At 56.4% G+C, this 24,821-nt stretch carries 21 protein-coding genes; 18 read left to right on the forward strand and 3 right to left on the reverse strand.

The annotated features are described in order from the left end of the window. The 12 genes from G5253_RS05585 to rmf all read left to right on the forward strand — a co-directional run. Positions 1-558 (forward strand): carboxy terminal-processing peptidase (locus tag G5253_RS05585; protein ID WP_421202834.1); only part of this gene is annotated, 558 nt, incomplete at its 5' end. A 143-nt stretch (positions 559-701) separates the two neighbouring features. Continuing rightward, a complete protein-coding gene (gene pepN, locus G5253_RS05590) occupies positions 702-3,326 on the forward strand; it encodes an aminopeptidase N (RefSeq protein ID WP_266134638.1) in 2,625 nt (874 codons plus the stop codon). 70 nt (positions 3,327-3,396) lie between these two features. Continuing rightward, positions 3,397-3,618: a DUF2835 family protein gene (locus tag G5253_RS05595; RefSeq protein ID WP_005351919.1), complete on the forward strand. Its 222-nt coding sequence runs from the start codon at positions 3,397-3,399 to the stop codon at positions 3,616-3,618. A gap of 278 nt (positions 3,619-3,896) precedes the next feature. After that, on the forward strand, positions 3,897-8,735 hold the full coding sequence (locus G5253_RS05600) for an NAD-glutamate dehydrogenase (protein WP_266134639.1): 4,839 nt from the start codon (positions 3,897-3,899) through the stop codon (positions 8,733-8,735). Positions 8,736-8,812: 77 nt separating this feature from the next. After that, entirely contained in the window at positions 8,813-9,823 is a 1,011-nt protein-coding gene (pyrD, locus tag G5253_RS05605) for a quinone-dependent dihydroorotate dehydrogenase (RefSeq protein WP_005336601.1), read from the forward strand. 90 nt (positions 9,824-9,913) lie between these two features. After that, a complete protein-coding gene (locus G5253_RS05610; RefSeq protein WP_005360526.1) occupies positions 9,914-10,450 on the forward strand; it encodes a cell division protein ZapC in 537 nt (178 codons plus the stop codon). Positions 10,451-10,830: 380 nt separating this feature from the next. Beyond that, positions 10,831-11,094 carry a type B 50S ribosomal protein L31 gene (locus G5253_RS05615; RefSeq protein WP_266134640.1) on the forward strand — a complete coding sequence of 88 codons (264 nt, stop codon included), beginning with the start codon at positions 10,831-10,833 and terminating at the stop codon, positions 11,092-11,094. Further along, complete coding sequence (gene ykgO / locus G5253_RS05620; RefSeq protein WP_005336596.1) at positions 11,095-11,220, forward strand: type B 50S ribosomal protein L36; 126 nt, start codon at positions 11,095-11,097, stop codon at positions 11,218-11,220. It abuts the gene before it with no gap. A 140-nt stretch (positions 11,221-11,360) separates the two neighbouring features. After that, positions 11,361-13,556, forward strand: coding sequence for a bifunctional 23S rRNA (guanine(2069)-N(7))-methyltransferase RlmK/23S rRNA (guanine(2445)-N(2))-methyltransferase RlmL (gene rlmKL, locus G5253_RS05625; RefSeq protein WP_266134641.1), 2,196 nt, complete (start codon positions 11,361-11,363; stop codon positions 13,554-13,556). After that, positions 13,556-13,786, forward strand: a complete 231-nt coding sequence (locus G5253_RS05630) for a glutaredoxin family protein (protein ID WP_047435069.1) — start codon at positions 13,556-13,558, stop codon at positions 13,784-13,786. The genes rlmKL and G5253_RS05630 overlap by 1 nt, the downstream gene beginning before the upstream one ends. A gap of 72 nt (positions 13,787-13,858) precedes the next feature. Further along, the gene (locus G5253_RS05635; protein ID WP_266134642.1) at positions 13,859-15,769 is read left to right on the forward strand and encodes an ABC transporter ATP-binding protein; all 1,911 of its coding nucleotides are present in this window, start codon (positions 13,859-13,861) and stop codon (positions 15,767-15,769) included. Between the two features lie 158 nt (positions 15,770-15,927). Continuing rightward, positions 15,928-16,107 (forward strand): ribosome modulation factor, encoded by a 180-nt coding sequence (rmf, locus tag G5253_RS05640; protein WP_005315693.1) that lies wholly within the window; start codon positions 15,928-15,930, stop codon positions 16,105-16,107. Positions 16,108-16,191: 84 nt separating this feature from the next. Here rmf and fabA read toward each other — a convergent pair whose 3' ends face one another. From fabA to G5253_RS05655, 3 genes are all read right to left on the reverse strand, one after another. Then, a complete protein-coding gene (gene fabA / locus G5253_RS05645; RefSeq protein ID WP_216954370.1) occupies positions 16,192-16,731 on the reverse strand; it encodes a 3-hydroxyacyl-[acyl-carrier-protein] dehydratase FabA in 540 nt (179 codons plus the stop codon). 97 nt (positions 16,732-16,828) lie between these two features. Further along, entirely contained in the window at positions 16,829-18,805 is a 1,977-nt protein-coding gene (locus G5253_RS05650; protein ID WP_266134643.1) for a Lon protease family protein, read from the reverse strand. Between the two features lie 79 nt (positions 18,806-18,884). Then, positions 18,885-19,247 (reverse strand): DUF3693 domain-containing protein, encoded by a 363-nt coding sequence (locus tag G5253_RS05655; protein WP_421202838.1) that lies wholly within the window; start codon positions 19,245-19,247, stop codon positions 18,885-18,887. A gap of 128 nt (positions 19,248-19,375) precedes the next feature. Here G5253_RS05655 and G5253_RS05660 point away from each other — a divergent pair, with 128 nt between their 5' ends. The 6 genes from G5253_RS05660 (at position 19,376) to G5253_RS05685 (ending at position 24,780) form a co-directional block, all read left to right on the forward strand. Further along, positions 19,376-19,759 (forward strand): hypothetical protein, encoded by a 384-nt coding sequence (locus tag G5253_RS05660; protein ID WP_421202840.1) that lies wholly within the window; start codon positions 19,376-19,378, stop codon positions 19,757-19,759. Positions 19,760-19,764: 5 nt separating this feature from the next. Further along, complete coding sequence (locus tag G5253_RS05665) at positions 19,765-21,906, forward strand: replication endonuclease (RefSeq protein WP_421202842.1); 2,142 nt, start codon at positions 19,765-19,767, stop codon at positions 21,904-21,906. Between the two features lie 42 nt (positions 21,907-21,948). Continuing rightward, positions 21,949-22,260: a hypothetical protein gene (locus G5253_RS05670; RefSeq protein WP_421202844.1), complete on the forward strand. Its 312-nt coding sequence runs from the start codon at positions 21,949-21,951 to the stop codon at positions 22,258-22,260. A 255-nt stretch (positions 22,261-22,515) separates the two neighbouring features. Next, positions 22,516-22,749, forward strand: a complete 234-nt coding sequence (locus G5253_RS05675; protein ID WP_421202846.1) for a hypothetical protein — start codon at positions 22,516-22,518, stop codon at positions 22,747-22,749. A 106-nt stretch (positions 22,750-22,855) separates the two neighbouring features. Beyond that, entirely contained in the window at positions 22,856-24,436 is a 1,581-nt protein-coding gene (locus G5253_RS05680) for a hypothetical protein (RefSeq protein ID WP_421202848.1), read from the forward strand. Between the two features lie 11 nt (positions 24,437-24,447). Beyond that, positions 24,448-24,780 (forward strand): DUF2523 family protein, encoded by a 333-nt coding sequence (locus G5253_RS05685; protein WP_421202850.1) that lies wholly within the window; start codon positions 24,448-24,450, stop codon positions 24,778-24,780. The last annotated feature ends 41 nt before the right edge of the window (positions 24,781-24,821 follow it).

Here is a 24,821-nt window from a genome sequence, read left to right on the forward strand (position 1 = left end):
CGCAGCCTCGCCAAGGTCTATGACTTCTACGAGCAGCCGCTGGGTCACGTGCAGTACACCATCGCCAAGTTCTACCGGATCAACGGTGGCAGTACCCAGAACAAGGGCGTTGCGCCGGATATCAGCTTCCCTACACCGGTTGCGCCGGAAGAGACGGGTGAAAGCCGTGAGTTCAATGCGCTGCCGTGGGACAAGATAGCCTCTGCCAACTATCAGACTCTGGGCAATTTCACTACTCTGCTGCCCAAGCTGCAGGCGGCTCATGATGCCCGCATCGCCAAGGATCCCGAGTTCGCCTACGTGATGCAAGATATTGCCGACTACAAGGTGGAGAAGGAGAAGAAGTCGGTCTCCCTCAACGAGGCGGAGCGTGTTGCCGAGCAGGCGAAACAGGATGAGCAAGCGCTCAAACGCACCAACGAGCGGCTGGCTCGCCTTGGCAAACCGGCGGTGAAGAGTCTGGACGAACTGCCTGCGGATTTTGAGGCGCCCGATGAGTATCTCATCGAAGCAGCTAATATCACGGCGGATCTGGCCAAGATCAGCAAACCCAGCTGACAAGGCGACTCTAATACACAAGGGCGACTGCGGTCGCCCTTTCTTTTTGTCTGGCACATCTGACGTCATGCAAATTGTTTGACCCCGCCAGTTGGTTGTGACAGCCTCTTTCTCGCCTTTAACAAGCGTGGAAGCAGACAATAATGACCGATCACTCCCAGGCCATGACGGCCAAATATCGCCAGGATTATCAGGCGCCGCTCTACTGGATCGACACTATCGACCTCGATTTCCAACTGCAGGAGCCGCTGACCCAGGTCACTGCCATCACCCGCATTCGCCGCAACGGCGAGCACAATGCGCCGCTGGTCCTCGATGGCGAGCAGCTGACCCTCAAGAGCGTTGCCATCGATGGCATTCCCTGTGACCACTACGAGCAAGGCGAGAGCAGTCTGACCCTGTTCAACCTGCCTGCCGAATGTGTACTGACCATTGTCACCCTGCTGGATCCGGCTGCCAACACCGCGCTGGAAGGGCTTTACAAATCGGGTGATGCCTACTGTACCCAGTGTGAAGCGGAGGGCTTTCGCCGCATTACCTATTATCTGGATCGCCCCGATATTCTGGCGCGCTACAGCACCCGCATTACCGCCGACAAAGCCCAGTTCCCCTTCCTGCTTTCCAATGGCAACAAGGTCGACTGCGGTGATCTGGATGGCGGCCGTCATTTCGTACAGTGGCAGGATCCTTTCCCCAAACCGAGCTACCTGTTTGCCCTGGTGGCCGGTGATTTCGATGTGGAGCGCAGCCACTACACCACCAAGAGCGGCCGCAAGGTGGCCCTCGAGATCTTCGTCGACAAGGGCAACCTCGATCGCGCCGGTTTTGCCATGGAGAGCCTCATCAACTCCATGCGTTGGGACGAACAGCGTTTTGGCCTTGAGTATGATCTCGACATCTACATGATCGTCGCGGTGGACTTCTTCAACATGGGCGCCATGGAGAACAAGGGGCTCAACATCTTCAACTCCAAGTTCGTGCTGGCCAATCCAGCCACCGCCACCGACAGCGACTACCACGGTATCGAACGGGTGATCGGTCATGAGTATTTCCACAACTGGACCGGCAACCGCGTCACCTGTCGTGACTGGTTCCAGCTCAGCCTGAAAGAGGGGCTGACGGTATTCCGGGATCAGGAGTTCTCCTCCGATCTCGGCTCCCGTGGCGTCAACCGCATCAACAACGTGCGTACCGTCCGCGGCCCGCAGTTTGCCGAAGATGCCGGCCCCATGGCACACCCCATCCGTCCGGATGTGGTGATCGAGATGAACAACTTCTACACCCTCACCGTCTACGAGAAAGGGTCGGAAGTGATCCGCATGATGCACACCCTGCTGGGGGAAGATGCCTTCCAAGCCGGTATGCGTCTCTACTTCGAGCGTCACGACGGCTCGGCCGCTACTTGCGATGATTTCGTGCAGGCGATGGAGGATGCGTCCGGTGTCGATCTTGGCCGTTTCCGCCGCTGGTACAGTCAGTCCGGCACCCCCGAGCTGACCGTGACCGACGAGTATGATGCCGCCAGCGGTATCTATCGCCTTCATGTGAGCCAGCATACTCCGCCGACCCAGGATCAACCGCAGAAGCTGCCGCTGCATATCCCTCTCGATATCGAGCTCTATGACGAGCAGGGTGCCGTCATTGCGCTGCAATATCAGGGCAAGGCCATCGGCAACGTGCTCGACGTGCTGGAAGCGGAGCAGACCTTCGAATTCGATCAAGTGCCCGTCAAACCGGTTCCTTCTCTGCTGCGGGACTTCTCCGCGCCGGTCAAGCTGCACTATGACTACAGCGACGAAGCGCTCGCCTTCCTGATGCGCTTTGCCCGCAACGAGTTTGCCCGCTGGGATGCAGCCCAGATGCTGATCAACAAGGCGGTCATCGACGGGGTGGCGCGGGTACAGCACGGGCAGGGGGTTGAGCTCTCCCAAACCCTGTTGGCCGCCTTCGTCGCTATTCTGGACGACAGCGATCTCGATTTGGCCCTCAAGGCGGAGATCCTGGCGCTGCCCGGCGAAGCGACCCTGGCCGAGCTGTTCGAGGTGGCCGATATCGATGCCATCCATCAGGTGCGCGACGCGATCCACACCCGTCTTGCCGAGGCGTTTGGCGCGCGCCTGGCGACTACCTATCAGAGCCTGCGTCTGAACTGTTATCAGGTAGTGCACGCCGACATGGCCAAACGGGCCCTCAAAGGGGTGGTGCTCGGCTATCTGGCGGCGCTGGATGCGGAGCATGCCGATGCGCTGGTGCGCGAGCAGTACGCAACCGCCGACAATATGACCGACACCCTGGCGGCGCTGCAGGTGGCCAACGGCTATCTGCTGCCATGCCGCGCTGCGCTGCTGGCCGATTTTGAAGGCAAGTGGGCCAAGGATGGACTGGTGCTGGACAACTGGCTGCGGCTGATTGGCAGCAAACCGGCTGCCGATGTGCTGAGTGAAGTGAAACAGGCGATGAATCACCCCACTTTCAGCATTCGCAATCCGAACCGGCTGCGGGCGCTGATCGGCAGTTTCGCCATGAGCAATCAGGTGCAGTTCCATGCGGTGGATGGCAGCGGTTACCGCTTCCTGACCGATCTGCTGATCGAGCTCAACGAGGTCAATCCGCAGGTGGCCTCCCGCCTTATCACTCCGCTTATCCAGTTCAAGCGACTGGATGAGGCGCGCAAGGCGCTGATCCGCGCCGAGCTGACTCGTCTTGCCAACCTTGAGGGGTTGGCGCGGGATCTGTTCGAGAAGGTCAGCAAGGCGCTGCAGCAGTAAGTGTCGACGGGGCAGGGGCGTGAATGCGCCTGCCCCTATTGTGTGATTTGTCGTGTGGTCAGGAGCAAGCGTGAAGCAGTTTACTTTTCGGCTCTCATTGAATAGTGATGAGGTGATGCTGATGTATCAGGGCCATGCCAGACGGCTGGTGGTGCGCAGCGAACAGGGATTGACCCTGGAACTTGGCATAGAAAAAATACGCCCCTTTGTCGCCATCAATGGTGTGCATGGCTACTTTCGGCTGAAAACCCAGGACGATTACCGCTTTATCAGCCTCGAACGCATAAATTAACAAAAATAGAACAGATTACCGACTGTTTATCTGCTTTATGTCACTATCTATCCGGTAAACTGGCACAAAGGTAGTGTGAATTTCTGTATTTTTGGTTATTTGCAAAATTTATCACAGTTTAAGCCGTGATCTGCACCTTGTTTTTAACATCTCGTTAGCACCTTTCCTCGCCTTCCCTTATCCAAGCCATTACACTTCGCAACAACTCTGCACCAGCGGGTAACCAGGGTGGTTGCCTCTGCGTCGGTGGTTAATGTCGTCCGATAAGGAATATAAAAATGGCATTGAAAGACGCCCCTACCTCAGTTCTGCTCGAAAACGTTCTCAGTCTGATCCATCAGAAGTTGCCCAAAAACAGCGCCTCTCTGGTCGAGCGCTTCGTTGCCAAGTTCTACGGCAACATGGCGAGCTCCGACCTGCACGATCGCAATGACAGCGATCTCTACGGCGCGGCCCTTAGCCTGTGGAATGCCCTCAATCTGCGCACCGGTACCGATCCCTACATCCGGGTCTACAATCCCGAGCTGACCCGTCACGGCTGGCAATCGCCCCATACCATCGTCGAGGTGATCCTGCAGGACTCCCCCTTCCTGGTGGACTCCATCCGGATGGCACTCAAGCGACTCAATATCACCGCCCACATGATGTTGCACCAACCGCTGCACCTCATTCGTGGTGCGGATGGCAAGATTGACGCCATTCTGGAACTCGACAACACCGACGGGCAGACCTCGGTTGAAACGGCATTCCTTATCGAGATCGATCACCTCACCAGCGAGGAGCAGATGGCCGCGCTGGCTGCCGAGCTTAACTCGGTGGCCGGTGAAGTGGCGCTGGCAGTCGGCGACTGGCAGCCCATGCTGGCCAAGCTCAATGAGATCATCGACGAACTGCCCAAGCGCAAGCACCCGGTCAGCAAGGAGGAGGTGGCCTCCTGCGTTGCCTTTCTCAAATGGGTGGCTGCCCACAACTTCACCCTGATGGGGTATCGCCGTTACGACGTCAAGGCCGTGGAGGGGGATCACGAGATCCTGCCGCAGGCGAGCTCCAGCCTGGGGCTGATGAAGAACTCCATCAAGGAGGTGGGTCAGCGCCTTGGCAACATGCCAGCCAGCGCCCGTCACGCTGCTCTGAGTTCTGACCTGCTGATCCTCACCAAATCCAACAGCAAGTCCCGGGTGCACCGTCCGGCCTATGTGGATTACATCGGCATCAAGCGCTTCGACGAGCACGGCAAGGTGATCGGGGAAGATCGCTTCATCGGTCTTTACGCCTCTTCCATCTACAACACCAGCGCGACCCAGATCCCGCTCATCAGCCATCGACTCGAGCGCATCATGGCCGCCTCCGGTCACGAAAAGGGCTCCCACGCCTACAAGGCGCTGCTCAACGTGCTGGAAACCTATCCCCGTGACGAACTGATCCAGGCTCGTGAAGAGGAGCTGCTGGCCACCGGTCTTGGCGTGCTGGAGATGCAGGAGCGGGACATGCTGCGGCTGTTCGTGCGCCGCGACGTGTACGGCCGTTTCTTCTCCTGCATGGTCTATGTCACCAAGGAGCGCTACAACACGGCGCTGCGGATCAAGACCCAGCAAATTTTGCAGAAATATTTTGGCAGCAATGAAGAGGTGGAGTTCAACGTCTACTTCACCGAAGGCGTGCTGGCGCGGACCCACTACATAGTGCGGGTCAACAACAACAACGTGGATGTGGATGTGAACGAAGTACAGAACAACCTGATTGAAGCGGCCCGCAGCTGGGACGACAGACTCGACTCCGTGCTGCTTTCCCATTATGGCGAGGCTCGTGGCAACGAGCTGCGCCGCCGTTTCAGTACTGCATTCCCCCGCGCTTACAAGGAGGATGTGCTGCCTGGCTCTGCCGTGGCCGATATTATGGCGCTCGATAACCTGAGCGAAGCCGAGCCGCTGGGCATGCTGTTCTATCGCGCGCAGGAGGAGGAGAACGACCGTCGGGTACGGCTCAAGCTGTTCCATCGCACCGAGCCCATTCACCTCTCCGATGTGCTGCCGATGCTGGAGAACATGGGGCTGCGGGTGATCGGCGAGACCCCGTATCAGGTACGCACTCCGGCTGGCGATCTGTTCTGGATCCTCGACTTCTCCATGTTGCTGCACGGCGAGCAGCCCTTTGATCTGGCCCAGAGCCAGCAGCGCTTCCAGCAGGCGTTTGCCGCCATCTGGAACAAGCAGCTGGAAGATGACGGCTTCAACCGGCTGGTATTGGGGGCGGGCCTCACTGGCCGTCAGGTCTCGGTGCTGCGCGCCTATGCCAAATACATGCGCCAGACCGGCGTCTCCTTCAGCCAGTCCTATATCGAAGAGACCCTGACCCGCTACCCCGATATCGCCCAACTGCTGTTTACCCTGTTCGAACAGCGCCTGGATCCTGCCGGCAAGCAGGACGCCAAGGTACAGGCCAAGCTGCACGAGGAGCTTGCCGCCAAGCTGGATCAGGTGGCCAACCTGGACGACGATCGCATCATTCGCCGCTATGTGGAGATGATCGACGCCACCCTGCGCACCAACTACTACCAGCTGGACAAGGCGGGCAACATCAAGCCCTACATCTCCTTCAAACTGGCGCCGTCCAGCATCACCGACATGCCGCTGCCGTTGCCGAAATTCGAGATCTTCGTCTATTCGCCACGAGTGGAAGGGGTGCATCTGCGCTGGGGCAAAGTAGCTCGTGGCGGTCTGCGCTGGTCAGATCGCAAAGAGGACTTCCGCACCGAGGTGTTGGGTCTGGTGAAAGCCCAGCAGGTCAAGAACACCGTCATTGTGCCGGTGGGGGCCAAGGGCGGTTTCTACTGCAAACAGATGCCGGTGGGGGCGCCTCGCGCCGTTATCCAGGAGGAGGGCAAGGCCTGTTATCGCCTGTTTATCCGCGGTCTGCTCGATGTGACTGACAACATCATCGGCGGCGAGGTGATCCCGCCCAAATCCGTGGTGCGCCACGATGAGGATGACTACTACCTGGTGGTCGCCGCAGACAAGGGCACTGCCACCTTCTCGGATATTGCCAACGAGATCAGCCTCGAATACGGCCACTGGCTCGGCGATGCATTCGCCTCCGGCGGCTCGGTCGGTTACGACCACAAGAAGATGGGTATCACCGCCCGCGGTGCCTGGGAGTCGGTCAAACGGCATTTTCGTGAAATTCGCGTCAACTGCCAGACCACCGACTTCACTTGCGTGGGGATTGGGGACATGGCCGGCGACGTGTTCGGCAACGGCATGCTGCTCTCTGAACACACCCGGCTGGTGGGCGCGTTCAACCACATGCACATCTTCGTTGACCCGACCCCGGATGCGGCCAAGAGCTTTGTCGAGCGCCAGCGGCTGTTCGATCTGCCGGGTTCCAGCTGGGATGACTACAACCGTGAGCTGATATCACAGGGGGGCGGCATCTTCCTGCGCTCGGCCAAGTCCATCAAGCTGAGCCCGGAAATGCAGACCCTGCTCGGCACCGACAAGGCCAGCATGGCCCCGAACGAGCTGATCAAGGCACTGCTTTGCCTCAATGTCGACCTGCTGTGGAACGGCGGCATTGGCACCTATGTGAAGAGCGCTCGCGAGAGCGATGGGGAAGTGGGCGATCGCAGCAATGACGCATTGCGGGTCAATGGTCGCGATCTGCGGGCCCGTATCGTAGGAGAGGGGGGCAACCTCGGCTTTACCCAGCTCGGCCGAGTGGAGTACGCCAGTCAGGGCGGTCGCATCAACACCGATTTTACCGACAACGTGGGCGGGGTGGATTGCTCCGACAACGAGGTGAACATCAAAATCCTGCTGAACCAATTGGTGGCGGCAGGGGATCTGACTCTCAAGCAACGTAACCAGATGCTCTACGAGATGACCGACGACGTGGCGCAGATCGTGATCACCAATGCCTATCGCCAGTCCCAGTCCATCTCGGTCACCAGCTTCCGCGGTTCTGAACAACTTAAAGAGCAGCAGCGCTTTATTCAGGGGCTGGAGCGGGAAGGCAAGCTCGATCGTGCACTGGAGTTCCTGCCATCCGATGAGGAGCTCTCCGAGCGGATGGCGGCAGGGCAGGGGCTGACCCGCCCCGAACTGGCGGTGTTGGTAGCGTACGGCAAGATGGTACTGAAAGAGCAGCTCAACTGCCCGGAAGTGACCGACGAGCCCTTCCTCGCCAACATGCTGGTCACCAGCTTCCCGGCCAAAGTACAGCAGCAGTTTGGTGCCCAGCTGGCCGATCACCCGCTACGTGGCGAGATCATCGCTACCCGGGTGGCCAACATGCTGGTTAACGACATGGGACTCAACTTCGCCAGCCGGATGAAGGACGAGACCGGTGCCTCGGTCGCCGAAGTGGCTTGCTGCTTCGCCATGGCCCGCGAAGTGTTTGGCATGAACCAGCTGTGGCGCGATATCGAAGGGTGCGACAACCTGGTTGATGCCCAGACTCAGCTCGAGCTGATGTTCTACAGCCGCCGCATTGTGCGCCGTGCCACCCGCTGGTTCCTGCGTGCCCGCAATCGCAGCTGGAGCATCAGCGAGAACATCGCCTTCTTCCGTCCGGCGTTCGAGACCTTAGGGAAGCACCTCTACGAGGTGATGGATGAGAGCGAAGTGGCCGAGCATCGTCAGGCTGTTGCCAAGTGGATGGAGCAACAGGTGCCTGAAGCCATTGCCCGTCAGGTCGCCCATATGAGCAGCCTCTTCTCCAGTCTGGATCTGGCGCAGATTGCCGCCGAGCACAAGACCGATATCCTGCGTGCCGCCAACGTTTACTATCGCCTCGGAGCCAAACTGGATCTGCACTGGTTCCTCGACCAGATCAACCATCAGCCGGTCGGCAACCACTGGCAGGCGATGGCGCGAGCCTCCTTCCGCGAAGATCTTGACTGGCAGCAACGCAGTCTCACTTCTGTGGTACTGGAAGGGTGCAAAGATCAGGGAGAATGCGCTACCATACTGGCCGACTGGATTTCGGAGCATGAGCAACTCTTGTCCCGTTGGACCCATATGTTGGCCGACTTCAAGACCACCAGTACCCACGAGTTCGCCAAGTTCTCGGTGGCCTTGCGAGAGTTGAACCTGCTCCAGTTGAATTGTCGGGCGCTTTAATTGCCAGATTAAGGCATGACACCGACATTACACCCAAAGCCCCGGCCAGTTGCCGGGGCTTTCTTTAAGGAGCAAAGATGTTGTACCCCATCGCCAGGCATTTCCTGTTCAAACTCAATCCGGAACAGGCTCACGATCTCTCCATGAAATATTTGCCCCGCCTTCTCGGTACGCCACTCGATTGTTTCTTCCGCCAGAATTTGCCGAAACGCCCCGTCACTGTCATGGGGCTTTCTTTTGCCAATCCGGTGGGATTGGCGGCCGGTCTGGATAAAGATGGTGAGTGCATTGACGCGCTGGGCGCCATGGGATTTGGCTTTATCGAAGTCGGTACCGTCACCCCCAGACCCCAAAGCGGCAATGACAAGCCGCGCCTGTTCCGGGTTATTCCGGCAGAGGGGATCATCAACCGGATGGGATTCAACAACAAGGGGGTGGATCATCTGGTGGCCAAGGTAAAAGAGGCCAAATATCAGGGAGTCATCGGCATTAATATCGGCAAAAACAAAGACACTCCCATCGAACAGGGCAAGGATGATTACCTGATCTGCATGGACAAGGTTTATGATCATGCTGGTTATATTGCCGTCAATATCTCTTCCCCCAACACCCCGGGTTTGCGTTCACTGCAATATGGCGAGGCGCTGGATGAATTGCTGGCCGCCCTCAAGGTGCGTCAGCAAGAGCTGGCCGCTCAATATAAAAAGTATGTGCCGCTGGCGGTTAAAATTGCCCCGGATTTAAGCCTTGAAGAAATAGATCAGGTGGCCGCTTCGCTGGTACGAAATGGTATTGATGGGGTTATCGCCACCAATACCACTCTCGAGCGCGAGATGATTTATGACATGCCCCACGCCGGTGAAGCTGGTGGCCTGAGTGGTCGTCCGCTGCAGCACAAGAGTACCGAGGTGATCCGTCATCTGGCCAAGGCGCTCAATGGTGCTCTGCCAATTATCGGGGTGGGTGGTATTGATAGTGCCATGGCCGCCCGTGAAAAATTGGCCGCCGGTGCCAGTCTGGTACAAATTTATAGCGGCTTTATTTATAAAGGGCCGGGGCTGGTCAAAGAGATTGTGACCAATATTTAAGAAATAGATGGCGGAGCCCTTTATTTGACGTTGCTGATTTCCTGCATATGGAATAAAGTCAACTGGTAATTATCAAGTAAGGGCTCCAACATGTTTATCCAACCGACCGATAGCTGGCAATGGCACTATGATGCCCAGAGTGACCGTCTGATGTTGGACCTGTCTGATAACATGTTATTTGCGACCGAGTATAAAGGGCGACAATTGGTGCCCAGCTCGTTTGCGACCCAGCCTTTTTGTGTCGATGATGCCGCCCTCTATTATCAGTTGATGGATAAAGCAGCCGAACTTGAGTGGAGTATTCCCCATCAGGTTCAGTTGGTGCTTAATGCCATCGCGGTCAGTCGTTTTTATAAACCCCTGATGCCGCAAAGCTGGTTTTTTAGTGAACAACATCCGCAAGTGATCCCGCAAAACGGTGATCTGGTCCTGATGAATACACCCCATGGTAACGGCGAATTTATGGTCATTGAGGCAGGGGAGCAGGCCAGCGTCTGTTTGAACCTCACAGCCGATTTGGTATTGACCACCAGTAAAACCTTGCCGCGTTTCGGGGTGATCAAGGTGATGAATAACCGGATGAAACCGCGTATTACCGTGACCGAGCAATATCGTCAGGTCAGTTGATATCTTTTCATCAATCGTTTTATCTCTGTGATTACACCGCTGCCTGTTTTTACTGTGGTCACCTCAATCGCTCCTCGTTTCTGATACTTCATTGATCCGCGAACATCTTGACCATTCTCATTGATCTTCATGGTTGTGGCTCAGCCTCTCTTGAGGCTTGTTACATCCACTTGCACCTTGTGTTCTGACCCACGCAGTATCTTGGTCTTCCGTGCTGCAAGCATGGTGTCTCCCTCTTGTTTCGTTCTGCTTGTGTAGTGCCTCCACCTCAGCATCAACACATCACTCACTGAAGCGATTTTCTTCATACGACATTTTTTGCTTGAAACGAGAGCTATTCTCACTTACATTTTGTTATAACATAACAAAATGGAGCTGCCATGAAGCCTCATATTCATCCTGATTATCGTTTGGTGCTGTTCCATGACACGGCGGCAGATGCCTTTTTCCTGGTCGGGTCAACCATCAAGAGCGATCGCCGCTATACGTGGCAAGACGGGAAGGAGTATCCCTATGTATCGCTCGATGTTTCCAGCCAGTCGCACTCGTTTTATACCGGCAAGCAGAAGCAGGTATCGAGCGAGGGGTGTGTGGCCCGTTTCAACAAACGCTTTGGCGCATTTTCAAGCAAGAAGGAGTCCTGAATGCAGGTCGTCTGTTCACTCAAATCCGCACGGGCGCGTCATCCCGATTGTCAGTTGGTACGCCGCCGCGGCAAATTGTTCGTGATTTGCAAAAGCAATCCCCGTTTCAAGGCTCGTATGAAGTGAGCCGCTAAATGATGTTTGACCCCATGATCTCGCCATCGGGTAGTCATGGGGTCTTTTACCTTTATCGCCACCTATCAATCTGTTTCCATCCTGCTGTTTGCGCCGACTTTTGCATGCTCCAGCCCGCCTGATGGGGTATAATGCGGCACTATTTTTATGGGTTCCCCGTGAGCGTGATGAAAGAATTTTTTGCAACCTGCCCCAAGGGGCTGGAAAACCTGTTGGCCGATGAGCTGACCAATCTTGGCGCAGAGCAGGTCCGTGAGACCGTGGCTGGCGTCCACTTCAAAGGCGAACTGGCGATTGGCTACAAGGCCTGCCTGTGGAGCCGTTTTGCTTCCCGCATCGTGCTGGTGCTCTCCGAATTCCAGATGAACGATGATCTGGATCTCTATCTGGGCGCCCACACAATCCCCTGGGAAGAGCACTTCTCCGGTACCTCTACCATCGCGGTGGACTTTACCGGTACCAACCCTGCCATTCGCAATACCCAATATGGCGCGCTGAAAATCAAGGATGCCATCGTCGACCGCTTCACCAAGCGCGGTCACGTGCGTCCGGACGTGGACAAGAAGTCGCCGGATATTCGCATCATGGCGCACCTGGGCAAAGGCAAGGCCAATATCACGCTGGACTTGTCAGGCCCGGCGTTGCATCAGCGTTTCTATCGTCAGGGCACCGGTGAAGCTCCGCTCAAAGAAAACCTGGCCTGCGCCATGATTGCCCGTAGTGGCTGGGCCGGTGAGCCCATGATGGACCCGATGTGCGGTTCCGGTACGCTGCTGATCGAAGCGGCCTTTATCGCCGCCGACATGGCGCCGGCGCTGCGTCGCGAGCGCTTCGGTTTCGATCGCTGGCTGCAGCATGATAGCGAGCTGTGGCAGAGCCTGATGATGGAAGCACAAGTGCGTGCCAAACGCGGCATGCAGCGTTGCGAAGTAAAACTGTTTGGTTGTGATGCCGACCAGCGCGTGCTCCTCAAAGCCCGTGATAACGCCAAAGCGGCCGGTGTGGCGCACCTCATCACCTTCAAGCAAGCCGATGTCACCAAGCTGGAAAACCCGCTGCCGATGCCTGCCCCTGTTGAAGGGGAAGAAGGTCAAGGGGAGGCCCGCCAGGTCGGTATGCTCATTTCCAACCCGCCTTATGGCGAGCGTCTTGGCGAATTTCCGGCGCTGCTGGAAGTGCACCAGGCGCTGGGCGATGCTCTGCGTCGCAGCTTCCAGGGTTGGAAAGTCTCCATTCTGTCCGCATCGCCCGAGCTGCTGAGCTGTCTGCGCCTGCGCGCCGACAAGCAGTATCGCCTGTTCAACGGTGCTCTCGAGTGTCAGCTGCGCAATTATCAAATCGCACTGGACTCCGTGGCCTCGCAAAAAGAGGTGGCACAGGACTTTGCCAACCGTCTGCGCAAGAATCTGAAGGCGCTCGAGAAGTGGGCCAAGAAAGAGAATCTCGACTGCTACCGTCTCTACGACGCCGACCTGCCTGAGTACAACGCCGCCATCGACCGTTATCAGGACTATCTGGTGGTGCAGGAGTACGCGGCGCCCAAGGATATTCCTGCCCAGAAGACCCGTCAGCGTCTGCTCGACATGGTGCAAGCCGCCATCAAGGTGACCGGGATGGACGGCGAGAAGGTGATCCTGAAAGTACGCGAGCGTCAGGAGGGCAAGCAGCAGTACCAGAAGCTATCCGAAGAGCAGCACCGGATGGAAGTGCAGGAGTATGGTGCCCGTCTGTGGGTCAACCTCTACGACTACCTCGATACCGGTCTGTTCCTCGACCATCGTCAGACCCGCCGCATGCTGGGTCAGATGGCCAATGGCAAGCGCTTCCTGAACCTCTTTGCCTACACCGGCAGTGCCACCGTGCACGCGGGTCTTGGCGGTGCCAGCGAGACCACCACAGTGGATATGTCGCGCACTTACCTCAACTGGGCACAGGACAACATGCGCCTCAACTCGCTGGTGGGCCGTCAGCACAAGTTCGTGCAGGCTGACTGCCTGAAGTGGCTGTCTGAAGCGGACGAGCAGTACGACCTCATCTTCATCGATCCGCCCACCTTCTCCAACTCCAAGCGGATGGATGAGAGCTTCGATGTGCAGCGCGATCACCTGCTGCTCATGCAGCACCTGAAGCGGTTGCTGGCTGCTGGTGGCACCTTGGTGTTCTCCAACAACAAGCGCCACTTCAAGATGGATCTGGCCGGTCTCGAGGCCATCGGTCTCAAAGCGCAGAACATCACCGGCAAGACCCGGCCCAAGGATTTCGAGCGCAACCAGCACATCCACAACTGCTGGATCATCACCCATGCGCCGGAGCAAGGCGAGGCGTGATGCTGACCCTGTTTCATACCGACGGTTGCCACCTGTGCGAGCAGGCCTGGGCGCTGGTGGAGGAGGCCGGCCTTGCCGCCGCCACCCGCCAGTGCGACATCATGGATGATGAGCAGTGGCTTGCCGCCTATCGGGTGCGCATTCCGGTGCTGCGTGACGAGGCGGGCCGCGAGCTCGGCTGGCCCTTCACGCTGGTCGAGCTCAAAAGCTGGGCCGCCCGTCAGGGGTGAGAGTGATTTGACGATGAAACGGGAGCAGACCCAGTCTGTTGCCCGTTTTTTCATATGAGATAAGGAACGAACATGGCTCTTTTAACATTGCACGGCGCGTGTCTGTCGTTCAGTGATTTTCCGTTGCTCGACAAGGCCGAGCTGACCATAGAGCGAGGCGAGCGCCTCTGTCTGGTGGGCCGCAACGGGGCGGGCAAGTCCACCCTGATGAAGGTAATTGCCGGTGAATTGCCCCTCGATGATGGCCGTCTGGTGTTGCAGCAGGACTTGAAAGTGACTCGTCTTGAGCAGGATCCGCCCACCTCGAGCGAGCTCACCGTGTTTGATTACGCCGCCGAAGGGCTGGCCGGAGTCGGTGAGCTGCTCAAGCAGTATCACCACGTCTCCATGGCGCTGGCGAGTGACCCGTCCGATGCCAACATTCGCAAGATGAGCCAGCTGCAGGAGCAGCTCGATTATCAGAATGGCTGGCAGTACGAGACCCGCATCAATCAGGTGCTGACCCTGCTTGGTCTTGATCCTGACGTGACCCTCGACAGTCTCTCCGGTGGCTGGCTGCGTAAGGTAGCGCTGGCCCGTGCACTGGCATGCGATCCCGATCTGCTGCTACTCGATGAGCCGACCAACCACCTGGATATCGAGGCCATCAACTGGCTGGAAGAGTTCCTCAAGGATTTCCGTGGCGCCATCGTTTTCATCTCCCACGACCGTGAGTTCATCCACAAGCTGGCGACCCGGATCATCGATCTGGATCGCGGCGTGATCACCTCCTGGCCCGGCAACTATGACGAGTACCAGCAGGGCAAAGAGGAGTGGCTGCGGGTCGAAGAGCTGAAAAATGCCGAGTTCGATCGCAAGCTGGCGCAGGAGGAGGTATGGGTACGCCAGGGGATCAAGGCGCGCCGTACCCGTAACGAGGGGCGAGTGCGCGCCCTCAAGGCGATGCGCATGGAGCGTACCCAGCGTCGCGAACTGCAGGGCAAAGCCAAGCTGCAGCTCGACGAGGCGAGCCGCTCCGGCAAGCTGGTATTTGAAGCTGAAGGGTTGGGACTCGACTTTGGTGATCGCACCCTGTTCGAGGGGCTGGATCTGCAGGTGCTGCGTGGCGACAAGATTGCGCTGGTCGGCCCCAACGGTTGCGGCAAGTCGACCCTGATCAAGCTGCTGCTGGGTCAGCTAGATGCCACTCGTGGTTCGGTGCGTCAGGGTACCAATCTGGAAGTGGCCTACTTCGATCAGTACCGTGAACAGCTCGATCCCGAGCAGACGGTGGTGGACAACGTCGGGGAGGGCAAGCAGGAAGTGATGGTGCGCGGTCGCTCCCGCCATATCCTCGGCTATCTGCAGGACTTCCTGTTTGAACCCAAGAGGGCCAGAACGCCGGTCAAGGCGCTTTCTGGCGGTGAGAAAAACCGTTTGCTGCTGGCCAAGCTGTTCCTTAAACCCAGCAACCTGCTGATCCTCGACGAACCGACCAACGACCTCGACGTCGAGACTCTGGAGCTGCTGGAAGAGCTGCTGGCGGACTATCCAGGCACTCTGCTGCTGGTCAGTCACGATCGTCGCTTCATCGACAATACGGTAACCGGTTGCTGGCTGTTTGAGGGGGATGGCCGCATCAGCGACTACGTGGGCGGCTATGCCGACATGATTGCGACCCGCGAGCAGCAGCGTGCTCAGCAACAGGCCAAGAGCACGCCTGTGAAGGCTCCCGAGCCGGTAGCCACAGTGAGCGAAGCGCCGAAGAAAGGCAAAAAACTCTCCTACAAGCTACAGCTTGAACTGGATGGTCTGCCGGCGCGTCTTGAGCAGCTGGAAGCCGAGCTGGATGCGCTGCAAAGCGAGATCAACCAGCCCGGGTTCTTCTCGCTGCCGGCAGATAAAACCCAGCCGAAACTGGATGCGCTCAATGCCGCTGAAGCCGCGCTGGAGCAGGCATTTGCTCGTTGGGAAGAGCTGGAAGGACTCAAAAATCAGGAGTAAGTTCCCTGTAATTAAAACTTAATCCAGTTCAGTGCCTTGTGTCACATAGCCCGGTTAGGGTGGAAGTTTTTGTTTGACCGAGTGCGCTCGCAGGAGTAAAGATGAAAGCGACCGATGAGAATTTGGTCGCTTTTTTTGTTCCACGAAGAGGGTCGTAGATGATGAAGAGACAGAAGCGGGACCGTCTGGAAAGAGCTCGTGCTCGTGGTTATCAGGCTGGCGTGGTCGGCAAACAGAAAGAAGCGTGTCCGTATCAATGCCTGGATGCCCGTGGGCATTGGCTTGGTGGTTGGCGTGACGCCATGGAAGGGCGGGGCTCAGGCCTCTTCATGAAGTAGCAGGTACTTCATCACTCATTACAAAAGGAAAGGGGCCGTTGTGGCCCCTTTGCGTTAATGCTGTTTTACCACCAATCAGAGAGATCAGAATGCGGTGGTATCTTTGAAGAGGCCCACTTTCAGGTCGGTGGCGCTGTAGATCGGACGGCCGTCGACTTCGACCACACCATCAGCAATTCCCATCACCAGCTTGCGGTTGATGACCCGCTTGAAGGTGATCTTGTAGGTCACTTTCTTGGCGGTCGGCAGGATCTGGCCGGTGAATTTCACTTCACCCACGCCCAGAGCACGACCCTTGCCAGGACCGCCTTTCCAGCCTAGGAAGAAGCCAACCAGCTGCCACATGGCGTCCAGACCGAGACAGCCAGGCATCACGGGATCGCCGGGGAAGTGACAATCGAAGAACCAGAGATCAGGGGTAATGTCGAGCTCTGCGAGGATCTCTCCCTTGCCGTGCTCGCCGCCGTGGTCATTAATCTTGACGATGCGATCCATCATCAACATGTTGGGGGCGGGCAGCTGACTGTTACCCTCACCAAACAGTTCGCCACGGCTGCAAGCCAGCAGCTCCTCACGGGTAAAAGAGTTCTTGCCCTGTTCGCACAGGGAAAGGCGGGCTTCCATGGTTGGATTGTCTACGGTCACACTGAGTTTCCTTCAAATGAATAAAGCTGCGTCAATCTAGCGTACAGTTGTTAGCTAAACAACTCCGATCACTTCATTAACGGCCCAACCAGCGCTCCAGCAGCGAGCGTAGTAGCCCGGCTTTTGCTGTGGTGCCGTTCAGTTCATCCAGACGCTCCTGAATACGGCCAAACAAGGTGTCAGGCATATCAGGCTCACCGGCCACACAACCGGTCAGTAGCTCGATGGCCTCTTCAACATGGTCCACCGGATGGATGTGGAACTGGCCTGCTTCGACCGCTGCGATCACTTCATCAGAAAGGTTTAACTGCTGCACATTGGTGCCTGGCAGAATAATCCCTTGTTTGCCGGTAAGTCCGTGGATCTTGCATACCCGGAAGAAGCCTTCAATCTTCTCGTTTACACCACCAACGGCCTGCACATTGCCAAACTGATCGACCGCGCCGGTCACGGCAAAGTGCTGATAGATAGGCTGGCGGGCGAGGGCAGAGAGCAGGGCACACAGGCCGGTCAGGGATGCGCTGTCGCCATCGATTTCGTGGTAAGACTGCTCGAATACCAGATTGGCCGACAGAGGGGAGGGGTTCTCGGCACCGAACTTGTTGGAGAGGTAGCCGTGAATGATCATCATCGCCTTGGCATGAATATGGCCAGCCAGTTCAGCCTTGCGCTCGATATCCGCCACGTCGCCATCACCCAAGTGAACAGTGGCGGTCAGGCGTACCGGTTCGCCAAAGTCATATGGGTGACCGGAGACCTGAATGACGGAGAGACCATTAATTTGGCCAATCTCTTCACCATCAGTCTGCAGCAGGATCTGGCCGTCGATAACCCCCTGATCGGACTGCTCAACCAGATAGTTGAGGCGATAATCCTGCTCCTCCAGCGCACCACGAATGTGCTCGTCGGTGACCTCTTCCGCTTCCAGCTCCCGTGCCAGACTGTCAGCCATCCGCATGATGGCGGAGAGTTGTACCGCGTAGAGAGAGAGCCACTCCTGGTGATCACAGAGTCTGCTGGCATGGCGACAGAGTGCGACAAGGGCTGCCGGTGTGAAATCCAGCAAGTTCCAGCGTTCACGTAACCAGGCCAGATACTGCAGAAACTCCTGCAGGTCTTCCTCTATGTTTACTTCGGATACTAGGTCGGCGCGCAGGAATATACGCTCTGACATGTCACGATCCAGCATCTGGAACTCAGCCACGTCCAGTCGGTCACCCACCAGGATCAGCTTGAGCTTGATGGGGGTCGCTTCAGGTGCAAAGAAGGGGGTTAGTGTCTTGCCTTCCTGATAGGCGTTCCAGTCCAGCTCGCCTTTTTGCATAGCATTTTTGAGCTTAAACCAAAGATGAGGCTGGTCGAGCAGCTCATCCAGTTGAAGAATAAGGTAGCCACCATTGGCCTGACGTAGCAAACCTGGTTCCAGCAAGTGCTGATTCGCGTAGACAGAACCCTGTTCTGTCTGATAGTTGATGGAACCAAACAGGGTATCCCAGTTGAGATCACGACCGTAAATTACCGGTGCTTCCTGCTCTTCGTGATGAATAAGCAGGTTGATCAGCACCGGATGCTGAAACTCCAGTCCCAATGCCACATGGGCCGCCAGATCCGAGAGAAAGTCATCGATCTTTGGATCGTTGTTTTGCTTGCGCATGATGCGGGTTACGATTCGCTCGGCATCGAGATGGTGGCTAAGCAACTTGAGTAGCTCGCCAACCATTTCGCAAAACTCAACGCCAGTACCGGGTTGCAGTCGCAGCCAGATAGGTTTGAACGGGTTGTTGAGATTCTCGGTATAGCAGAGGTCGAACAGATCGCCATCCTTACCATTGGAGTCGGCAATCAGAGTGCGGCACACATCTTCATAATCGGCACCGGGGAAACCGTTGAGCAGCATAACCGGGCAATCACCATCAAAACTGGCCAGACGTTTGATACCGGAGATTGCTCTGGGTTGCAGAGCGGCAAAGGGGATGGGCTCAAGCTCACAAAGCCTGGGGAACTGTTCAATCGCAAAAGCGGGTTTTAATTGTTCTGATGTTAATTCAGCCACTTAAGACATCCGGTCGAAGATAGGATCAATTGTTGCCATTATACACAGTTCAATAAGCGGTGACAGGAAACAAGACACTTTATTTAACATAATATACATTATGCGCAGTCGTAACAGGCTCTGAATTAAGGCTTCCCATCATCATGCAGGCCACGGCCAGAGCGGCTCCCGTGCCCGCGCAGTACTTTTTTAGGATGTCATACCAAGTAGCCCGCATCTCTGGCGTCTTGGCTCTGACAGCGTTTAGGGAAATGATGACTTCCAAAGGATCCAGCCCAGCGCCAACAGCGAGAAATTTTGCTGTCTCATCAGTGAATTGCTTTCGCCCGTTGTTGATGTCTGCAATGTATGCGCTGCTAAAACCTAGGTCTTGGCACACTTCGCTGTACTTGCTGTAGTTTTTGGCCCTCATGTAGGCCTCCATCAGCGTTTTAGAGTCCATAAAAGTTTCTCCTGTTAGCTATCTCGTTGGTTTGCTACAACCATTTTGCACTATTTTTCAGCACTTGCACCTAACCATCTGGCTGGTTAACACTCCAGCTATCCAACAGGTTAGTTAGGTGTATCGACATGGAAGCGCAGACCCTACAGCAACAAGTTCCGGTTTACCACGTGTGCCAAGAGTGTAACGGCGCTGGCTGCGCTGCTTGCTCTGACCTGTTGATTCTCGATGGTGATATCCAGCTCGACCCCGAGTGGAATGATGATCTTCCCCAGCACACCGTAGAAGAGCAGCTCGAATGGCTCGACGCTTTCTCCGAGCGCGTCCAGCTGCTCACCGCCATGGCGCCGATAAATGGTGTTATCGGCACCATGCCTGATTATCCGCTTTCTAATCAGATGACCGTTCGCTCTCTCACTCCAGGCCTTAAATACGACATCAGTTTTGATGACCGGAATATGTATCAGCGCCGTGAAGATGAGCTTCGCCTTGCTGGCGAGTGGGAGGTTTAATTCCCATGGCATCCTTCACTTCCTACGCCGCTCGCCGTTCCCTTGATGGTTCCCGCAAGGCCAAGGCTCCCCTCTCCTTGCTGTCTGCTCCGGTGCAAACTGCCGACGAGCTGACCCCCGAGGAGTATCTGGAGAAGCTCCAGAACGAGCGCGGCCTCTGCGAAGATGATGTAGCCATTCTGCACCGTGTTTACTCAGATGGGTATCAGGCCACAACTGTAGCACTTGAGCGGCCCATCCCTGCCCTGCCCTTCAACCCCGTCCCGTTCAGCCCTGAGGCTCAAGCGGACAAATTCGCGGCCCTGCCGATTGGTGGTGCCGAAGATGCCAAACTGCGGGAGCGCGTAATCCTGCGTCACCCTGCTTGCACTGGGTGGTTCACACATGTCTATCAATCGCGTAATGCGCTACTGGGTATACAAGCTGCTAATGCAGCAGCCCTTGAGCTTGATGCTTCTCTTTGCGTACGGGGTGATCTTGGAGAGTTCCGCTTTTCAGCTGACGATGAGTCTGTTGACACTTTCTCCATACGCTTTTCAGAACACGTGGGCCGCTTGGTTGCTACTCGGGCTCATGACGTGGCCCTGTGCCTTGTTCTTGAGCTTGCCCATCACTATGGTCTTTCTCCGGTGGCTACAGTCACCCAGTCGCAGAGGCAAGACCCGTATCCCACGCTTAATCGTTGGGCCGATGCTCAATGGGTTCGTCGTGTCGTACGCCGCGTTTCATCTCGCCGCCTTTATGACGCCGCTCGCCGATTCGGGCTTATCAGCGCAAGACTGGCAGCTTATACGACCGACCTCTCTGTTGCTCGCCGGGCTTTCCGCCGCGCTCGTAATGACGAAACCCTGTCAGCACTTGTGGCACACAATGCAAAGGATGTGTTCGATGCGGTAAGCATGAAAGACGCCGTAGACGCCAGCGTCAGCAACCCCAAGAACCGTCGTGCCGAGCTGATGACCCGCTTGGCCGGCTTCGAGCAGTGCGCCAAAGAGCAACGTCATGTTGCAATCTTCCTCACCTTTACGTGTCCCAGCCGTTTCCACTCGGTACACCGCAACGGCCAGCAGAACCAGAAATGGATCGAGGCGGGCCGCCCGTCCGTACGTGACGCCCAAGCATGGCTGACCAACTGCTGGAACAACATCCGCAAGCGCGCCGGAGAGGCTGAAATAAAGCCGTACGGTTTCCGGTTCGCCGAGCCCCATCACGATGGTACGCCCCACTGGCACGCTGTGTTGTTCATGACAACCCAGCAGGCTAAACAGTACATCGCCATTTGCCGTGCCCAGATGCTGGCCGACTCCGGCAACGAGCCAGGCGCCAAGCAACATCGCTTCAAAGTGGTCTTCATCGACCCTCGCAAGGGCTCCGCTGTGGGCTATTGCTCCAAGTACGTGGCCAAGAACATCGACGGCTTTGCCGTAGGCCTCGACCACGAAGCTGGAAAACGAGCCAAGGCCGTTGACACCGCCGCCCGCGTTGACGCGTGGAAATCCGATAACCGCATCCGCCAGTTCCAACAGATTGGCGGCCCCTCAGTCACTGCATGGCGCGAGTTCCGCACCATCCGCGACGAACTCGATATGGAAGACCCTATGTTCCAACAACTCACCAAAGAGCAGCACTTCGCGCTCGAAAACGTCCGCAAAGCCGCTGACGCGGGAGACTGGGCCGCGTTCTGTTGCGCCATGGGCGGCGTTCAAGTTCGTCGCAACGACCAGACCGTGCGCGTTCACTACGGCATCCCCGAGACCATGAAACTGCTGTGTGACGAGGACGGCGTTGCCCTGCATACCCCGCGCAGCAAGACCCAGTACGGCGACGATGCGCCCGCCCGCGCCATGGGGCTGATGTACGCGAACATCTTCATGCTCACCCGCGCCAAGGAATGGCTCGTGACCTCCAAGGAGAAATGGGAAGCGGCCTGCCGGAAGACCATGGAGGGCGTCCGCGACCAGTTCGAGGTCATGCGCGACGAGAAGGCTTACGCCTACATGGAGTACGAAGAGTATGAGGCACTCCGCCAGATGGCTATTTGTGATTATCAGTCCCGCGCATGGCTCCTGTTTTCCGACGACGAGCGCCTCGCGGGGCCCCCTCAGGGGTGCGAGCCGCTCGGCGGCGGCTTGGACCCGTGTCATTAACTGTCCTGTCTTTACCAAACCAAACAACCGGAGATAACGAATATGGAAATTGTAGGAACCATCCTCGATGCCGACGACATCGTTCTGAGTACCCGTAAGCGCAACGAGGTCGATGTGCAAATCGGTACCGTGAAATTCATGACCACCAAGCCGACGGCGGTGATTGAGTTCAGCCTGAGCGAAGATCAGGTCAAAGCCAACTACCACGTCGAGCTGGCCAACATTGTAGGCCGCAAGGTCAACCTGCAACTCGAATACGTGGACAACAGCTATGCGGGCAACGGCGGTCTGCACAAGACCTTCAACGGCTTCCGCCTGTTCGCTCTCCCCTCACCTGAGAAGAAGGGTAACTAATGCGCTGCGTCCAGGTAACTGCTGACGGCTTCTTGCAAGTCGCCAATGTGGCGCTTGACCAGTGCCAAGGCGCGTATCTGGTCGAGCAACATGACATAGCATCCATCGCCGCTTGGCTGGACCCCGCGACGGTGGGCTATGGAGCTTTGGGGGCCATTCTGGCCGCCTCTTGTACGGGTGTCATATCTGTGTACTACGCCGCTTGGGCATGGGCCAGATTGCGCTCAATCACTGGAATGAGATAAGGAAAGTCACATGAATAACATGATCCGTAATGCCCCGAAGATGACCATCATCGCCTCCATGCTGCTGGCCGCTGGTGTCGCCCATGCCGAAGGTGGTTTGGATGTTACCGGTGTTCAAACTGCCGTTCTGGCTGCCGTTACTGCCCTGCTCGGGTTCGTGGCTGCTGTCGGTCTGGCCAAGGCGGGTTTGGCTGCGGCCATCTGGGGCTGGCGTAAAATTCAAGGCCTCGCAGGCAGCAAGTAACATCATGTTGCAACCACAAGGGGCGGCCATCGCTGCCCCTTTTTCATTGGAGAGGACGCCATGATTTGGGCTCCCATAATGTTCATCACAGGGTTGGTGCTGGCATATGCGATCATATCGGGAAACAATTCGCGCCATTAACTGGCGCTGGATAACCAACAAGACCCTCAAGGCATTGATGTACTGCATCAACCCGCTGAATTTCTTTAAGCTCATCTTCCGCCTGTTCAAGTGGGCCTTTTATATCGTGTTCGGCGCCATCGCGCTGGGAATGCTCACGTTGGCCATCGGTAATTATGCCCACGCTGCGGAATGGGTTGCAGCGCCTAAAAAACCAGTCCCTTCATTGGGTACCTGTTATCCAACGGGGCTTCCCCTTAAATCAGATATATCTGTCGAGGAGTGTGTTGTTTATACCAAGGGCTCTGGCTCTAGAAATGTTATATCAGTGTATGACAAGGATAAATCTTGGAATATCGGCTATGTATCCACCACGGGTTCATTTGTTTTTATGGGTAGATTTGTAGCTACTTCCGTTTCTGATGGTTATTACTGCCCTCCAGATGGCAAACCAGAATTCACCTTTGGCCCTAAAGTCACAAGCAACGGCACTGTTTGTGAAAAGAAACCTCTTCAGTGTTTGCTAGGTTCAGTCAAAGACACCAACGCAATAACAGGCAAAGAGTTTTGTCGCCCCATATGTGAAGGCATCGCTGGTAATACCTATGGCACAGCCGAAGAGCCAGTCAGCTATTTCACAAGCAATTTCGGTTCGGTCAAAATTACCTGTTATGGCCAATGTTCGGTTAAGTCTGTCGGCGGTGCTATCAACCTTGGCTCAAACCCCAATATCTGGACGGGTGTCATTCAGTTCACAGGCGAAAACTGCCCGATACAGACAAACGGTAATGCCGAAGATTCATCAACAGCGGGTGTAGATACCCCAGTCACTCCCCCAGGTTCATCAGACTCATCAAACAACGCCCAGAACAACCTTGATGGCGCTGTCAGCGATGCCCTCGGTAACACCACGTCAGGCGCAACGGGCACGGCCACGCTTAACGATGTCGTCAACAAGATAGCCGAGACCAGCAACAAAGAGATCAAGGCTACATCCGAGCAGAACGCCGCGATGGGGAAGGTGATTCAAGAGGTCGGCAAGGATATCCAGAAACAGATCTATGAGTCCCAGCTCGCCAGTTCACAGGGCAGCGCAGGGGCCAGCATGGGCCAGATACAGACGGCCAACGCCATCAAGGACGGTAACGCCCAGCTCGGCACCAAGTTGGACGCCATCAAAGACGCCATCGAGAAGGGTGACGAGGGAGAAGGCCAAGAGCCCCTCCCCCCGGGCGATACCAACATCAAGACCGACCCGAACTCAGTTAACCCCAATCCCAACGACTGGGGCCAACGTAACTACGGCACCGTTATGCAACATCATGTTACAGCCATGAATCAGTTGCCGCTGTTCTCGTCCATAGGTGACTTCTTCAAGGTCGATATGGGCGCGGGCACCTGTCCTCAGTTCAGTATCGACGTGCCGGATATTGGCGGCGTAGGCGGCGGAAGTCTGGTGTTTGATGTGTTCTGTAATGCCGACCTGCAAAAGATATTCGAGATAATCGCGCTGTGCGTGAAGCTATTAGGGCTTTATGCCGCGTTTAGAATTGCCCTGCTGGACTAAGGATGCAACCCATGGAATTGCTTAATTCTTTCAGGAACTGGCTCAAGGATATGATTGAGAGCTTCATCATGTGGGTGGTGAAGTTCTTTCAGGCCATATTCCAGTGGTTCGAGGATATCCTGCTGACCACGCTGGAAAAGTTATTGGAGGGGATACGGTTCGTTATATCGAGTATCCCTATGCCGGACTTCTTGCAATACAGCTTGCAGGATCTTTTTAACTACATTCCTTCGGATGTTGTCTACTTCCTGAATATGTCGGGGATATCGCAGGCTTTCCTGTTTATATCCATGGGTGTCGCCTTCCGTCTTGTGCGTAAAGTGGCAACGTTGTTCCAGTGGTAATAACTGCGTGACGCGATTATTTATGTTAAATGGAGTCTTAA

This window comes from Aeromonas sp. 602658 (assembly GCF_049173005.1).
Lineage (GTDB): Bacteria > Pseudomonadota > Gammaproteobacteria > Enterobacterales > Aeromonadaceae > Aeromonas > Aeromonas veronii_A.

Bases quoted from the DNA above. Each gene is read 5' to 3' on its own strand.
- pepN (WP_266134638.1), top strand. From the start codon at position 702: ATGACCGATCACTCCCAGGCCATGACGGCCAAATATCGCCAGGATTAT.
- G5253_RS05600 (WP_266134639.1), top strand. From the start codon at position 3,897: ATGGCATTGAAAGACGCCCCTACCTCAGTTCTGCTCGAAAACGTTCTC.
- pyrD (WP_005336601.1), top strand. From the start codon at position 8,813: ATGTTGTACCCCATCGCCAGGCATTTCCTGTTCAAACTCAATCCGGAA.
- G5253_RS05610 (WP_005360526.1), top strand. From the start codon at position 9,914: ATGTTTATCCAACCGACCGATAGCTGGCAATGGCACTATGATGCCCAG.
- G5253_RS05615 (WP_266134640.1), top strand. From the start codon at position 10,831: ATGAAGCCTCATATTCATCCTGATTATCGTTTGGTGCTGTTCCATGAC.
- ykgO (WP_005336596.1), top strand. From the start codon at position 11,095: ATGCAGGTCGTCTGTTCACTCAAATCCGCACGGGCGCGTCATCCCGAT.
- rlmKL (WP_266134641.1), top strand. From the start codon at position 11,361: ATGCGGCACTATTTTTATGGGTTCCCCGTGAGCGTGATGAAAGAATTT.
- G5253_RS05630 (WP_047435069.1), top strand. From the start codon at position 13,556: ATGCTGACCCTGTTTCATACCGACGGTTGCCACCTGTGCGAGCAGGCC.
- G5253_RS05635 (WP_266134642.1), top strand. From the start codon at position 13,859: ATGGCTCTTTTAACATTGCACGGCGCGTGTCTGTCGTTCAGTGATTTT.
- rmf (WP_005315693.1), top strand. From the start codon at position 15,928: ATGATGAAGAGACAGAAGCGGGACCGTCTGGAAAGAGCTCGTGCTCGT.
- fabA (WP_216954370.1), bottom strand. From the start codon at position 16,731: ATGGAAGCCCGCCTTTCCCTGTGCGAACAGGGCAAGAACTCTTTTACC.
- G5253_RS05655 (WP_421202838.1), bottom strand. From the start codon at position 19,247: ATGGACTCTAAAACGCTGATGGAGGCCTACATGAGGGCCAAAAACTAC.
- G5253_RS05660 (WP_421202840.1), top strand. From the start codon at position 19,376: ATGGAAGCGCAGACCCTACAGCAACAAGTTCCGGTTTACCACGTGTGC.
- G5253_RS05665 (WP_421202842.1), top strand. From the start codon at position 19,765: ATGGCATCCTTCACTTCCTACGCCGCTCGCCGTTCCCTTGATGGTTCC.
- G5253_RS05670 (WP_421202844.1), top strand. From the start codon at position 21,949: ATGGAAATTGTAGGAACCATCCTCGATGCCGACGACATCGTTCTGAGT.
- G5253_RS05675 (WP_421202846.1), top strand. From the start codon at position 22,516: ATGAATAACATGATCCGTAATGCCCCGAAGATGACCATCATCGCCTCC.
- G5253_RS05680 (WP_421202848.1), top strand. From the start codon at position 22,856: ATGCGATCATATCGGGAAACAATTCGCGCCATTAACTGGCGCTGGATA.
- G5253_RS05685 (WP_421202850.1), top strand. From the start codon at position 24,448: ATGGAATTGCTTAATTCTTTCAGGAACTGGCTCAAGGATATGATTGAG.